We start from the raw sequence: 13,744 nt of genomic DNA on the forward strand, positions 1-13,744 counted from the left end.
TTCACCTATTTCTTTAAATATATGTTGTCATAATACTTTGTGATACAAAGCTAGTATCAATTTCGTTAATTACCTTATCTGTCCATTCATTAGTCGATAAAATACGACTGCCGTCACGAGCAAGATCTGCTGTAAAGTAGCCATCATCAAATACTGCACTTACCGCGCGTTCAATTTCTGCTGCTTCTTCTTTTAAGCCAAATGAATATTGCAGCATCATCGCTACGGATAAAATGGTTGCAGCAGGATTTGCTACACCTTGCCCTGCAATTTCTGGTGCGGAGCCATGTACTGGTTCATATAAGCCAAAATTATCACCACGAATGGATGCGGATGGTAAAACACCTAGAGAACCAGTAATAACAGATGCTTCATCACTTAAAATATCACCAAACATATTTTCAGTAACGACTACATCATAGTGTCCAGGATTTGTAATAAGTTTCATTGCGACAGAGTCTACTAGGTTATGTTCTACGATTACATCTGGATACTCTTTTTTCTTTGCTTCTACAACTTCACGCCATAAGCGACTTGTTTCAAGCACATTCGCCTTGTCAACAGAGCATAATTTGCCACCACGTAAACGTGCTAGTTCAAAGGCATTCTCAACGATACGCTCTACCTCTGCTTTAGAGTAAACCGTTGTATCAATTGCGCCATTTTCAGTACGCATACGTGGTTCCCCGAAGTATACGCCGCCTGTTAGTTCACGTACAATCATTAAATCAACGTTCTCAGCCACTTCACGCTTTAATGGTGAAGCATCTAGTAAACTCGGGAACGCCTTTACTGGACGTAGATTGGCAAATAAATCGAAGTGTTTCCGAATTCGCAGTAACCCTTTCTCTGGGCGCAATTCAGGAGGGTTTTGATCCCACTTTGGACCACCTACAGCTCCTAATAAAATCGCATCACTATTTTCACACATCTCGATTGTTTCATCAGGTAATGGATTATTGTGCTGGTCGATCGCAGCACCACCAATTGTTGCATATCCTAAATGAAATGTATGATTAAATCGTTTACCAATCACCTGTAATACACGTACAGCAGAAGCAACAACCTCTGGCCCAATTCCATCACCGGGAAGTACTGTAATTTTTCTCTCCATCGTCAAAACACCTTTCTTTGTATAGCGTATTCGCTAATTTAGTAAAGACGCTCACCTACCTTTTATCGAGGTGAGCGTAGTCATTACGTCTAAGCGTAATTTTTGGTTAATTGATACAATACGCCATGACATCATTGCATCCGACTTGTGAATGGTACTTCATACAATTCACTACCTCAGAAACCTATACAGGATGTGCGCGAAGGCTTGCTTGAATTAAATGACGGTTAATAGCATTTAAATAAGCTTTTGCCGATGCTTCTAAAACATCTTGAGAGGAATTACGGCCTGTAGTCGAAACCTCATCATAGCGAATATTAATAACCGCTTCACCCAGTGCATCTCGTCCTTTGCCAACCGAAGTCACACGGTAATCAATGACATGTACAGCTCCAGGTACAAGTTGCTCCAGTGTATTAAAAATTGCTTCTACTGAACCAGAGCCAGTAGCTACAACGGTTTTTTCTAGTCCCTCAGGTGTAAGCACAATGGCTGTAGCTGTAGGAATATTTTCAGTACCATATTGCACCTGCACCATTTTCAACTCAAAGAGTGGTACATCTTCTACTTGAACTTGTTGCTCAGTAAGAAGAGTAAGTAAATCTTCCTCTGTAATTTCTTTTTTACGATCAGCCAATTTTTTAAATTCCACAAATGCTTTGTTCAACTTTTCATCAGAAAGATGGAAGCCCATTGTTTCCGCACGATCACGGAAGGCTGCACGACCAGAATGTTTCCCGAGAACTAATGGAATCTCACCTTCGCCGATTAAAGCAGGTGAAATAATTTCATAGGTTTCTGGATTTTTTAAGACACCGTCTTGATGGATGCCCGATTCGTGTGCAAAAGCATTTCTTCCTACAATCGCTTTATTTGGCTGAATCACAACATTTGTCAATTTACTGACTAATTGAGACGTACGTTTAATTTCTTGCAATTGAATGCCCGTTTGCACCTGATAAATATCCTTGCGAATATGAAGTGCTACAGCAATTTCCTCGAGTGCCACATTACCTGCGCGTTCGCCGATACCATTGATTGTTCCTTCGACTTGTGCAGCACCATTTTCTATTGCGGCAATCGTGTTAGCTGTTGCCATCCCTAAATCATCATGACAATGGGCAGAGAATTTCACTTTGTCAGCACCTTTGACATTTTCCAGTAGGAACTTAAATAATGCACCATATTCTTGCGGGGATGCATACCCTACAGTGTCTGGAACATTAATCGTTGTTGCACCAGCAGCAACCACTTCGTTCATAATTCGCACTAAAAATTCACGATCAGAGCGGAATGCATCCTCGGCAGACCATTGTACAAGTGGGAAGTACTTTTTCGCGTATTTAACAGCCTCTACCGCTTGCTCCACCACTTGCTCAGGGGATTTTTTTAATTTGTATTCCATATGAATAGGTGATGTGGCTAGAAAAATGTGAATATGTGGCTGTTGTGCTACTTTTATCGCTTCCCATGTAGCATCAATATCCTTTTGGATACAGCGAGCTAGCCCCGTCACAATGGAATTTTTTACTGTACCTGCAATGCGATGGACTGCATCAAAGTCACCGGGTGACGAAGCAGGAAATCCTGCTTCTATAATTGTCACACCAAGGCGCTCTAATTGTTTGGCAATTTCAATCTTCTCGGCTGTGTTTAAGTTGATCCCAGCAGATTGTTCACCATCGCGAAGCGTAGTATCGAAAATATCAATTTTTCGCACTTGTCGCCACTTCTCTCACAACTTTTTCTTTACCTTCGTTGATGAATGGCATCATAGCACGTAGTTTTGCGCCTACTTCTTCGATTTGATGGTTCGCACCAGCTTCTTTGAATTTTGTATATTCTGGACGACCATTTTCATTTTCTTGAATCCAACGACGAGCAAATGTACCATCTTGGATATCTGTTAATACGTCTTTCATACGAGCTTTTACAGACTCATCGATAATGCGTGGTCCTGCAACATAATCTCCCCACTCTGCTGTATCTGAAACTGAGTAGCGCATTGTTGCCATACCGCCCTCAAACATTAGGTCAACAATTAATTTAAGCTCATGTAGTGTTTCAAAGTAGGCTAATTCTGGTTGATAACCAGCTTCTACTAATGTTTCGAATCCTGCTCTTACTAGCTGTGTTGCACCACCACAAAGTACCGCTTGTTCACCGAATAAATCTGTCTCTGTTTCTTCTTTGAATGTTGTTTCAAGAAGCCCACCACGTGCAGCACCGATTCCTTTACCATACGCAAGCGCTAAATCTTTTGCTTGGCCTGTAGCATCTTGGTGAATAGCGAATAGTCCTGGTACCCCAGCACCTTCTTGGAATTGACGACGAACTAGATGTCCTGGTCCTTTTGGTGCTACTAAAAATACGTCAACGTCTGCTGGTGGTGTAATTTGACCGAAATGGATATTGAAGCCGTGTGCAAACATCAATGCTTTACCAGCTTGTAAATGTGGCGCAATTTCCGCTTCATAAACAGCTTTTTGGCGTTCATCTGGTAGTAGAATTTGGATAACATCTGCTTCTTGTGCTGCTTCAGCCACTGTTTTCACGTCAATACCATCTGCTTTTGCCGCATCGAAGGATCCACCTGGACGAACCCCTACTACCACGTCAAAACCTGATTCTTTAAGGTTTAAAGCATGTGCATGACCTTGTGAACCGTAACCGATAATTGCGATTTTCTTTCCTTTTAATACGTCCTCGTTGATATTTTGCTCATAGTACATTGTAGCCATTGTTAATTTCCTCCTAGAATATGTTTTGTTTTTTATAGCTTTAGATACTTGCTCTGTCTATAAAGCTATTCATTTTTATATGCAAACTATTTTAAAATAGAGAGCTGCGGGTTTGAGACTTTTTGTGTTTCACGAACGGAGGCAGTTGCCCCTGTACGTGTAAGTTCTTTAATGCCATATGGTCGAATGAGTTCGATAAAGGCATCAATCTTCTCTGGATGCCCTACTACTTGATACGTCACAACATTTTTGGCTGTATCAATAATTTGGGCGCGGAACGGTTCAACAATTGAATTCATTTCCAAACGTAAATTTGGTGGGGAAATCACCTTTACTAGTGCTAGCTCTCGCAGAACAATCGATTTATCGGTAATGTCATTGACCTTTAACACATCAATTTGCTTGGATAACTGTTTCACTAGCTGCTCAATTTTGCGTTCGTCCTCTATGTTGACTACGAAGGTCATCTTTGAAAAATTCGGTTGCTCCGTATGACCTACTGTAATCGATTCAATATTGAACTGACGCTTCATCAATAAACCTGTCAAACGGTTTAATACACCACTTTGGTTAATCACAGTTACGGTAATTACTCGCTTCAATTTTTTTTCACCCCAATCATTTCATGTAAGCCTGTGCCAGGTGCTACCATTGGGTAAACACATTCAAGCTGTTTCACTCGACAGTCAATTAATACTGGCTCATCAGACAGCAGTGCCTCACGGAAAATAGACTCTGCTTCATCGATTGTGTTAATACGATAACCTTTAATGTTATAAGCATCAGCTAACTTAACAAAATCTGGTTGGATCGGCATAAGTGATGATGAATAGCGCTCTTCATAGAATGTTTGTTGCCATTGACGTACCATGCCAAGACAGCTATTATTCAAAATCACTATTTTTACTGGTAAGTTAAATTCCTGTAGGATGGATAGCTCCTGTGCCGTCATTTGGAATCCTGCATCTCCTACAATCGAAATAACTTTTTTGTCTGGCTTCGCAAATTGGGCGCCAATTGCGGCCGGGAAGCCGAAGCCCATCGTACCAAGTCCACCAGACGTTACCCATGAATGATCATTATTTAAATGATAATATTGTGCTGCCCACATTTGATGCTGCCCAACATCTGTCGTCACAATGGCATTACCTTCAGTTACCTTGTGCACTAATTGCAATGCCTCTTGTGGTAGGATTTCTTGCGTATTTGTATCCTTGCAATACCATAATGGATATTCCATCGCATGATTCCTTAAATAAGCTAACCAATCGGCTGTATCAGGACCTTGGAAATCCTTTTTCAATAGTGCTTTTAAAGCCTCCTTGGCATCAGCAACAATTGGAATATCTGTCGGTACATTTTTGCCAATTTCAGCAGGATCAATATCGATATGGATAATCGTTGCATTTGGTGCAAATGTAGCTAGATTACCTGTTAGACGATCATCAAATCGTGCCCCAATATTGAGTAATAAATCCGATTTTGTGATCGCTGTATTTGCTGTAGCTGTACCATGCATCCCAGCCATCCCAAGGAATAAGTCATGTTCACCATGGATGGAGCCCAATCCTAGCAATGTATTCGTTACTGGAATACGATATTTTTCTGCGAAAGTCGTTAATTCCTCACGTGCATCTGCAAAAAGAACACCTGCACCCGCTAAGATGATTGGGTTTTTTGCCAATGAAATGGCTTGAATCGCCTTTTGGACTTGTAAATAATTTGGTTTATATGTTGGCTGATAGCCTGGTAAATAAATTTCATCAGGTGCTTGCGGTGGATTCTCTACATCAAACAACATTTGGGAAACATTTTTTGGGAAATCCACGACAACTGGTCCCTTACGACCTGTGCTAGCGATATGGAAAGCTTCCTTCACAATGCGGGGAATATCATTGACATCCTGCACCTGATAGTTGTGCTTTGTAATCGGTGTTGTAATCCCCATAATATCGGCTTCTTGGAAAGCATCTGTTCCGATCACAGATGTCGCAACCTGTCCTGTAAAAACAACCAATGGAATAGAGTCGATCATGGCATCCGCAATACCTGTTACAAGGTTTGTTGCACCAGGTCCACTTGTGGCAATAACAACGCCCGTTTTACCTGAAACACGAGCATAGCCTTCCGCCGCATGAATAGCACCCTGTTCATGTCTTGTTAAAATATGGCGAATTGGGTTTTTATACATCGCATCATAAATTTGTAATACGGCTCCTCCTGGATAGCCAAAGACAATTTCAACCCCTTGATCGTGCAATGCCTGCACTAATACATCTGCACCGTCCTTCGCTTGATAGGTTTGTTCAGCTGTTGCTGTTGTAGCTAATTGTTCTTGTTCATTGATTGAAACATTCGCACTCATCAAATTATGCCTCCTTCATTTCTTTCAAACTCACACATCAGTGTTGTAGATTAGTGAAGTGTCAATAGCTGGATTGACTATTCCTCTCATCCTTTTCGTTGAGAGGCTGTTCAATTGCATCGTGAAAATAATAAAAAGCCTTTTTCTCCACACGCAAAGAACTACCTTACGTAGGGATGAAAAAGACTTTCCATGGTACCACCCTTTTTTATAGCAAATAATTGCTACCTCGCGAATAAATGACAGCATTTATGCACCAATGCGAAAGACATCGCATCCAATATAGTGCCATAAAACATTTATTCATTAATAACGAGCACTTTCGACTATGCCCGGAGCTATCTAATGGTGTAAACACGTTTAATAGCTCACTCCGAGGGGATGTCGGATCTAGTTGTATCGCCGGCTTCCAGCACGACCGGCTCTCTGGTAGATACAAGGCTCTAGAACCTTTAACCTCATCAACGTTTTTATTTATCTAGTTGTTAAATTTTCATTACGCCTCCAGTGGAAGCGCTCGTCACTAATTTTGAATATCTTGCTAACCAACCACGTTTGATTTTTGGCTCAAAGACTGGTAATTTTGCACGACGTTCAGCTAAAACTTCATCTGAAACTTGTAAATTAATCGTACGATTTGGTAGATCAATTTCGATAATATCTCCGTTTTCTACTAAAGCGATTGGACCGCCTTCAGCAGCTTCTGGTGAAATATGGCCAATTGAAATACCACGAGATGCACCTGAGAAACGACCATCTGTAATTAATGCAACCTTTGTACCAAGGCCTCGACCTTGAATGGCAGATGTTGGTGCAAGCATTTCTGGCATCCCTGGGCCACCCTTAGGTCCTTCATAGCGAATGACGACTACATGGCCCTCTTTCACCGTTCCATTATCAATGTTTTCTTGTGCTTCTTCTTGTGAATCAAAGACAATTGCCTCGCCCTTGAATACTTTGATAGAAGGATCAACGGCCCCTACTTTAATAACAGAGCCATCTGGTGCGATGTTACCGAATAAAACTGATAATCCACCTACAGCACTATATGGGTTGTCTTTTGTTCGAATGACTTGATCATTCGTGATGTGATAATCTTTGACAAGCTCACCCATTGTAACGCCTGCTACGGTTGGACGGTCTGGATGAATAGCACCTGGAATAGATGTTAATTCATTAATAATGGCACTTACTCCACCCGCTTTATTAATATCATCCATTGAAATATCTGAAGCAGGCATGATTTTTGCTAAATAAGGCACTCTTTCCGCTACTTTATTAATATCTTCAATGTTGTAATCTATTTCGGCTTCATTGGCAATTGCTAATGTATGAAGAACTGTATTTGTGGAGCCCCCCATTGCCATATCAAGAGCAAAAGCATCATCAATTGCCTCTTTTGTAATAATATCGCGAGGTTTAACGTCTTCCTTGACCATGCGAATTAATTGCTTAGCTGCTTCTTTAATCAGCTTGTGACGCTCTTCAGAAGTGGCAACGATTGTACCATTTCCAGGTAAAGCAACACCAAGCATTTCCATTAAGCAGTTCATGGAATTTGCTGTAAACATGCCTGAGCATGAGCCACACGTCGGACAAGCATTATTCTCAATATCCAACAGCTCTTCCGCAGACATTTTTCCTGATTTGTGTGCTCCTACACCTTCAAACACAGATGTTAAGGAAAGCTGTTTCCCTGCTGCAGAAGTTCCTGCCTCCATTGGACCACCTGAAACAAAGATAGATGGTACATTCGTACGAACTGCTGCCATAAGCATTCCTGGTGTAATTTTGTCACAGTTTGGAATATAAAATACGCCATCAAACCAATGTGCATTAATAACTGTTTCAGCAGAGTCTGCTATAATTTCACGACTTGGTAAGGAATAACGCATACCAATATGCCCCATTGCAATACCATCATCGACACCAATTGTATTAAATTCGAATGGAATACCACCCGCTTCAATAATAGCTTCTTTCACTACATCAGCGAACGTACGTAAATGAACGTGACCTGGTATTATGTCGATATAAGAGTTACAAACCCCAATAAATGGTTTGCCTAGATCTTTTGCTTTTACTTTGCCTGTTGCATATAAAAGACTTCGATGTGGCGCTCGATCTACGCCTACTTTAATCATGTCACTTCTCATTTTAAACGCCCCTCATTGCTATCCATACTATGTTCGTTGCTATAGACAAAATGTTCTGTCTTTTTAATTTTTGTTTATAGAGTAATAGCCTCTTAGACGACTACTGCTGTAACGAACGTGTTAAATTGTTGTTATCATAGTACGAAAAAAAGGTCTCGTCAACACTATTTTTTGAATTGTTTAAACAATTCAAAAAATCTGTCAAAATTGAAATCGTTTACATGCTGATTAAGCATCAGTTTTATCTCGCTTTGATAAAAATTTTGACATTTCGTTCAAATTTTAATTTTTTAATAATAAACAAAAATGGATAAATAAAAAATTCCCATATATTTGAATAAGCTAAGTTATCCAATCCTAGAGATAACGCTTACAATAGAAACAACTTTTTTAAGTATCCTGTAAAAAATATTTGTTCAGGATCGTATTGGTGTCGAATGCTTAAAAACTTTTCAATCTCTGGATACAACGCATAGACCGTTTGCGCTGTTAAATGATGTTGTTTTCCCCAGTGAGGACGACCTTCATATTTTTGCATCAATGTATGCACCCATTTAAAGTAAGGCTCTTCTGCCATTCCCTTATACATATGAAAGGCTATAAAAGCCGACTCACGCCCTTGTGTTGGACTTAAAAAACCTGCTTCGCCTGCAGTTGTTCGACACTCTAAAGGAAAATGAACATTAAAAGTCCCTTTTTTAAAGGTTGCATGGATTTCCTCCAAACAAGCTTCAAACTGTGATAAAGGGATGGCATATTCACTCTCTTGAAACTTCACGCTACGAGGTGAGGGATAAATTTCATAGCTTATCCCTACTTTTTCACTTTCTACCACATTGGCAGCCGCTATCTTGCTCATGGCACTACTTAAACCAGGTTTCCACTTACAAAGCTCTGACATCGCAAAGAAAGCCCCGTTTTCTACTATTTGTAGCTTTAACGTTTCTATTTTTTTATTCCATTCACTTTGATAAACAGGCGCGACCGCATTCATCCGTTTTACTTGAATTGTTTCACTACCAGGGAAATAAAACCACTCCACATGACGATGTTGACGAATATCCTCCGCAAATAACGAGAGACCATTTGTCAATGTTTCTCTTGCCCCCACATAATGCAAACCATATAGTGGTATGACCTTAATCGTTACTTTGACCAGAACACCTAGCATCCCAAGAGATACATGCAGCGCTTCAGATAAATCATCCATACCTCTCCTATGTTCCTGATAAGTACCAGTACCGTCTACAAATCCCCATGCCTGGACAGCTGACGATAGAGAACCAAGTGTAACCCCCGTGCCATGTGTGCCAGTTGACACTGCCCCTGCAATGGTTTGCTCCTGTATATCGCCCATATTGATTAACGCAAAACCGTGTTTCGCTAGCATTGGTCCAATTTCATATAGGTAGGTCCCCGCCCATAATGTTGCCTCCTGCCTTTCCTCATTCACAGCGATTAATCCACGCAGATTATGTAAGGAAATTGCTATATGCTCAGGCATAGCCACAGCGCTAAAAGAATGAGCAGCACCTGTGACACGGATTGTCTTTCCTGATTGACACGCATGCTTCACAATTGCTGAAACTTCATCAATAGAGTGCGGTAAATACATTTCACTCGGATAGGAAATAACATTCCCAGCCCAGTTTGTCCACTTTTCACCATTTCGCCATTTTTCTATAGAAAACATTGTCCATCTCCCCTATATGTTGTGTAATGTCCTGCATACTTGTCCCCACGAATAGCATGCAGGACCTGAAAACGCTCACAAAGCTCTCCTGCCTTCGCATGTCGAAAATAAATGGTATCGCCAATATTGATACTCTTTCCTTTGACCTTAATAGGTGTTTGCACTTCCCCTGCGCCTTCTAGGCTAAGATATGCAAAAGTGGTAGGGTCATAGAATACAGGCAAACGATCCATCCCAATGGCTCCAGAAGCCGTATAGCCTCCCCCATGACAAACAACGATATTTTTTTCAGGCATTCTTGTTACACGTAAGGCAAATCCAGCAGCCTTTTCTAGCTGTAAATGTGTAAATTGATCGAACAATGCTGGTGCATAAAAAGCCGAGCCAACTGTAATTTCCGTTACTTCCTTCTGTTGATTGGTGTACGTCATACTTCCTGATCCTCCACCATTAACAAAGCGTAGATTTGGAAAATAAGCCTTGATATGGGCGATCGCTAATCGACGAAACTGCGTTACTTGCTTTTTGGCTTGTACTTGCATGGCTTCTATGACTTTACCTTTTAAAGCATTTGCAGGACGATTGCCAACCCCTGCTATTTGAGCCTCATAGCCCATCGCTCCTACCACTTCAATTACAGGGGTGTTTTGAATGGTTTGTAAAAAAGGTGTCAACGTTTCAAGAGAAGACAATGACGAACGTTTTGTTCCAAAATACAATACTTTAAAATCATTAGAAACATTAAGATCAATACAAACCTGTACACGTACGCCAATCTCTTGTCCTAATTTCGCCAATAGTTGGATATGTTCTTGTCTGTCTACCATAAAGGTGACGATTTTTCCCTCCTTTACAAAATGCAACAATCGACGAATCGTTGCTTCCTCCATTACTGGATAGCCAAGCAATAAGTCATCAAACTGCTGCTCTAATAAAAAAAGGGTCTCTGCTGCAGTAAATGTCATAAACCCCACAACATTCACAAGTTTTTTCTGTATATAACGAAGGACCTCAATAGAACGAATCGATTTTGTTGCAATACGAATTTGTTTTCCCCCACAAGCATCTTGAACCATTTGTATATTTTTATCTAGTGCATCTAAATCTAACCATGCAAATGGTCTTTCCAAATCACAAAATGCTTGATCCAATCTTGACGTCATTTCATCACTCCCTTGTATAAACTATGTATTTGACATTTAGCAGAATAATTCCTTTTTTCAGTTAATTAAGCATAATAAAACAACCGTGAGCCTGTTTTACAATAAGACTACACGGTTGTTTTAATATGGGATAAACATTTCATTCACCTTTCTATTAAATTGGTTACGATGCGAATAAGAAATCAGCTGCAAGATTTAGCATTACTAATAAATGCAAACCAGCAATTAAAAAGCCTTGACGATTTAAACGTTTCATAACAGCCATATTCATATGACCACGCTCCTTTTCTACATTATAATCCCTTTATACAGAATTTTCAAACTATTAAAAAGTGGAAATTTACCCATTTTTCTTTTTCTACACAAAAAACTCTCCCAAAGAAATAAGGAATCGCACATAGAATTGACATTCTGTTTCAATAAAAAATAATGTATTTTTTCACGAATGAAAAGGCTATTGTAGTAAATAATTTAGTTAAATGGCTGTTTTTTATTGTTACTGGCGATTGGGCGTTGCATGCATTTCTGGTACGAATTGAATACATGAACATACTATAGAAGTAAGCGATAATCGGTGTATGTACAATATAGAAGTAATTGTAGTTAATGTGGACATTTTCACGGTAGTTTATGCAGGTGGATTAGCTATAAAGTGAGCACAGCAAAGGAGCTGCATTCACTTGTCTACAGCCTTATTTACAACATGTAATAATTACTAAACAAAATCACAGTGTTTAATCTACTCCATTCAGGGTATAACTAAGTAATCGCCATTATATCTTAAATTTAAGGAGATGAAAGTAATGATTAGTTTCATTTGGTATTTAATTATTGGAGGAATTCTTGGATGGCTAGCTGGCGTCATTTTAGGTAAAGATGTACCAGGCGGCATCATCGGGAATATTATTGCAGGGATTGTCGGTTCTTGGATTGGTAGTATGGTTTTAGGGAACTGGGGCTGGAGAGTAAGTGATTTCTACGTGTTCCCAGCACTAATCGGTGCCATCGTGTTGATCTTTATCGTCAGCCTTATTTTAAAAGGTATGCGTAAAGCAACTTAAATATGTAATGAAGAGCCATCCAATGTGATGGCTCTTTATTTTTTTTCATGTAAGAGAACAGCTGCTTGGAGTTCATCGTGAAAATCATCATACAACTGGTAGTAATATAACACATCCTCAACATATTTCTCGCTATGGTTGTATTGATAAACAGCTTTCTTAATATTCCCTGTCGCAGCACCGTATTTGGATAAGTAATTCGCAGCACTAAATACTGCATCCTCAATATCATAGGGATCAGCTATTCCATCCCCATTTGCGTCAACGCCATATCCTCCATATTTAGCAATCGTCTCAGGACTCATCAATTCAGTTTTTGTGATGCTTCCTTTTCCCAAACCTGAGCATGTGGGATGCTGCCAGCCAACGAATGTACAGGGCATGAATTGCATATGCCCCTCTGCCCCAGCAGATGATACCATTGATTTTACCGTAGAAAACCGTGTTTCAATACGATGATGCGCAGCAAGTAATGTCCAGGGTACACCATATTTTTCTTCTGCAGCTACATAAACGGGAATGTATTGCTCAGGAATTTTCATATCGAAATGCTGTTGAATCTCCTCAATTGCCTTTTGCTGGACAAGCTTTTCGAATATCGGTAATGTTTGAAGCTCCTTCCAAGCAAAAAATGTGAGAACATATACGGTAATTGCAATTGGAATCAATAATGCTATCATACCCAATTTTGTCGCGGGTGATAACAGAGGTTTGTTATTCTTTTTCTTTGCCATACGTCACACCTAATCTAGTATTCTTTTTCTATATTACCAAATTTTCCGTAATGTGCAGTATATCTTTTCATTTTGAAAGAATGAAGTCTTCCACATCTATGAAAGTACATCATTTCCACCATGAAAGCAGTTGAAAGGTTTGCTAAAAATATAGTAAAATACAGATTGATTCGTTTATTGGATAATAATAGGGAGGAATTTATTTTGTGGAAAGACTTTAAAGAATTTGCGATGAAAGGCAATATTGTCGATCTAGCAGTAGCAGTAGTCATTGGTGGTGCTTTCGGTAAAATTGTTACCTCCTTAGTTGAAAATATCATCATGCCATTAGTCGGTGTTTTAACAGGTGGTATTGATTTAACAAAGAGTTTTGTTTTTGGCTCAGGTGAAGCCCAAATCAATTTTGGTGTATTTCTACAATCCATCATTGATTTTTTAATCATAGCATTTGCCATTTTTATGGCCTTACGAATTATGACAAAGCTCACACGTAAAAAAGAAGAAGCAGTCGTGGAAGAACCAGCACCTGAACTCGATGCCAAAGAAGAGCTTCTCAAAGAAATTCGCGACTTGCTAAAAAAAGAACAAGCCTAACATGTTGTTAAAGCATCTGTCTCTCAAAGGAGGCAGATGTTTTTATTTTGTCTCCTTTATTTTTTGTGTTCTAACCGCTACTTCAAACCTCTCCCCCACTTTGTCTGCTCTATCCATCACTTT

The 13,744-nt window shown here is 39.7% G+C and carries 11 protein-coding genes; 2 read left to right on the forward strand and 9 right to left on the reverse strand.

What is annotated here, in order from left to right; all coding sequences use genetic code 11:
- Positions 1–13 precede the first annotated feature (13 nt).
- The 8 genes from leuB to MKY76_RS14195 form a co-directional block, all read right to left on the reverse strand.
- A complete protein-coding gene (leuB, locus tag MKY76_RS14160) occupies positions 14–1,114 on the reverse strand; it encodes a 3-isopropylmalate dehydrogenase (protein ID WP_004231422.1) in 1,101 nt (366 codons plus the stop codon).
- A gap of 184 nt (positions 1,115–1,298) precedes the next feature.
- Positions 1,299–2,834 (reverse strand): 2-isopropylmalate synthase, encoded by a 1,536-nt coding sequence (locus MKY76_RS14165; protein ID WP_048392386.1) that lies wholly within the window; start codon positions 2,832–2,834, stop codon positions 1,299–1,301.
- Positions 2,821–3,855: a ketol-acid reductoisomerase gene (ilvC, locus tag MKY76_RS14170; RefSeq protein ID WP_016991908.1), complete on the reverse strand. Its 1,035-nt coding sequence runs from the start codon at positions 3,853–3,855 to the stop codon at positions 2,821–2,823. Before ilvC ends, MKY76_RS14165 begins: the two co-directional genes overlap by 14 nt.
- Positions 3,856–3,941: 86 nt before the next feature.
- Positions 3,942–4,457 (reverse strand): acetolactate synthase small subunit, encoded by a 516-nt coding sequence (gene ilvN / locus MKY76_RS14175; protein ID WP_016991907.1) that lies wholly within the window; start codon positions 4,455–4,457, stop codon positions 3,942–3,944.
- A complete protein-coding gene (ilvB, locus tag MKY76_RS14180; protein ID WP_054550476.1) occupies positions 4,454–6,220 on the reverse strand; it encodes a biosynthetic-type acetolactate synthase large subunit in 1,767 nt (588 codons plus the stop codon). The genes ilvN and ilvB overlap by 4 nt, the downstream gene beginning before the upstream one ends.
- A 485-nt stretch (positions 6,221–6,705) precedes the next feature.
- Entirely contained in the window at positions 6,706–8,376 is a 1,671-nt protein-coding gene (gene ilvD / locus MKY76_RS14185) for a dihydroxy-acid dehydratase (RefSeq protein ID WP_342556770.1), read from the reverse strand.
- 370 nt (positions 8,377–8,746) lie between these two features.
- On the reverse strand, positions 8,747–10,069 hold the full coding sequence (locus MKY76_RS14190; protein WP_054550477.1) for a D-arabinono-1,4-lactone oxidase: 1,323 nt from the start codon (positions 10,067–10,069) through the stop codon (positions 8,747–8,749).
- Complete coding sequence (locus tag MKY76_RS14195; RefSeq protein WP_342556771.1) at positions 10,057–11,232, reverse strand: amino acid deaminase/aldolase; 1,176 nt, start codon at positions 11,230–11,232, stop codon at positions 10,057–10,059. Before MKY76_RS14195 ends, MKY76_RS14190 begins: the two co-directional genes overlap by 13 nt.
- An 803-nt stretch (positions 11,233–12,035) precedes the next feature.
- Here MKY76_RS14195 and MKY76_RS14200 point away from each other — a divergent pair.
- Positions 12,036–12,293 (forward strand): GlsB/YeaQ/YmgE family stress response membrane protein, encoded by a 258-nt coding sequence (locus MKY76_RS14200; protein WP_004231402.1) that lies wholly within the window; start codon positions 12,036–12,038, stop codon positions 12,291–12,293.
- Between the two features lie 35 nt (positions 12,294–12,328).
- On the opposite strand, the gene MKY76_RS14205 is transcribed toward MKY76_RS14200, so the two are convergent.
- Positions 12,329–13,027, reverse strand: coding sequence for a lytic transglycosylase domain-containing protein (locus MKY76_RS14205; RefSeq protein ID WP_016995260.1), 699 nt, complete (start codon positions 13,025–13,027; stop codon positions 12,329–12,331).
- Positions 13,028–13,231: 204 nt separating this feature from the next.
- Here MKY76_RS14205 and mscL point away from each other — a divergent pair, with 204 nt between their 5' ends.
- Positions 13,232–13,621 carry a large conductance mechanosensitive channel protein MscL gene (gene mscL / locus MKY76_RS14210; protein ID WP_009370295.1) on the forward strand — a complete coding sequence of 130 codons (390 nt, stop codon included), beginning with the start codon at positions 13,232–13,234 and terminating at the stop codon, positions 13,619–13,621.
- Positions 13,622–13,744: the final 123 nt, after the last annotated feature.

Source organism: Lysinibacillus sp. FSL P4-0201 (assembly GCF_038593425.1).
GTDB classification, from domain to species: domain Bacteria; phylum Bacillota; class Bacilli; order Bacillales_A; family Planococcaceae; genus Lysinibacillus; species Lysinibacillus capsici.

Bases quoted from the DNA above. Each gene is read 5' to 3' on its own strand.
- leuB (WP_004231422.1), bottom strand. From the start codon at position 1,114: ATGGAGAGAAAAATTACAGTACTTCCCGGTGATGGAATTGGGCCAGAG.
- ilvC (WP_016991908.1), bottom strand. From the start codon at position 3,855: ATGGCTACAATGTACTATGAGCAAAATATCAACGAGGACGTATTAAAA.
- ilvB (WP_054550476.1), bottom strand. From the start codon at position 6,220: ATGAGTGCGAATGTTTCAATCAATGAACAAGAACAATTAGCTACAACA.
- ilvD (WP_342556770.1), bottom strand. From the start codon at position 8,376: ATGAGAAGTGACATGATTAAAGTAGGCGTAGATCGAGCGCCACATCGA.
- MKY76_RS14190 (WP_054550477.1), bottom strand. From the start codon at position 10,069: ATGTTTTCTATAGAAAAATGGCGAAATGGTGAAAAGTGGACAAACTGG.
- MKY76_RS14195 (WP_342556771.1), bottom strand. From the start codon at position 11,232: ATGACGTCAAGATTGGATCAAGCATTTTGTGATTTGGAAAGACCATTT.
- MKY76_RS14200 (WP_004231402.1), top strand. From the start codon at position 12,036: ATGATTAGTTTCATTTGGTATTTAATTATTGGAGGAATTCTTGGATGG.
- MKY76_RS14205 (WP_016995260.1), bottom strand. From the start codon at position 13,027: ATGGCAAAGAAAAAGAATAACAAACCTCTGTTATCACCCGCGACAAAA.